Below are 890 nucleotides of genomic sequence, written 5' to 3'. Positions count from 1 at the left end.
TAAGGTGGGATAAAAGCCAACTCAATATTACTTGGAATCTCTAAGGTACTTGATTTATGCCATATAGCATTATCCATGACAAGTAAAATATAGTCATCTGGATAAGCTTGTGAGACTTGCCGTAGAAATTCATTGATCCACTCAGTATTGCATCCTCCAGCAATGAGGAAAAAGGAATCTCCTGTCTGAGCATCTACTGCCCCATAACAATAGCGATATTCTCGCATATAATGACTAGGAATGCTAGGTCGGATTCCTTGAGGAGCCCAACAAGAACTCATCTTACTGATTCTTCCGAAACCAGCTTCATCTTGGTACATCAAACGTACTTTGTTATAAGTCCCCTCTTCTTTAAAGCGCTTACTTAAGGTCTCGAATGTAGATTTTATTTTTAGACGTCTCAATTGTCTGAGCGTCTGCCTTCTTGGGATGCTCAGGTCGAGGAGTGACCGTTCGCCAACCATGTCGTTTCAGGAGATAATAGAAACCATCACGTGTGGAAGTGCGACCAATCTCTTTTTGATAGGCTTCAAATAACTGATTGACAGTTACAAATTCCCCAGCCTGAGCAGCTTCTATATGACGTTTTAGAAATGCTTGTTCTTCTTCGTAAGTCATATATTCTCTATGACGTCCACCACGGGTCTCCTGAAGAAGCGCTTCTAAACCAAACTCCTTATATTTTTTCAAATTCCTCCAAACAGTTGTTTTATTGCAATCTAGCAGATCCATGATTTCCTTATAACTCTTTTCTTTTGAGCGAAAATAAATAATCTGTAGACGTTTGTGATATTTGGCGTACGATGAATCTCTTAGGAGTTGTTCAATTTTTTGTGTTTCTTCGTTTGTAAGTTTCATAACTACTATTATAAGATGTTTTTTGATTTTAG

Annotated in this window: 1 pseudogene; it reads right to left on the bottom strand. The window is 38.3% G+C overall.

The features are described 5' to 3' along the window. Positions 1-858 (bottom strand): annotated as a pseudogene (locus tag HT688_RS11430) (IS630 family transposase); the annotation flags it as partial. Positions 859-890: the final 32 nt, after the last annotated feature.

This window comes from Streptococcus sp. 1559 (assembly GCF_013276735.1).
GTDB classification, from domain to species: Bacteria; Bacillota; Bacilli; order Lactobacillales; family Streptococcaceae; genus Streptococcus; species Streptococcus pseudopneumoniae.
The sequence above is the reverse complement of the archived record's forward strand: the minus strand, read 5'-3'. Positions and strand labels throughout refer to the sequence as shown.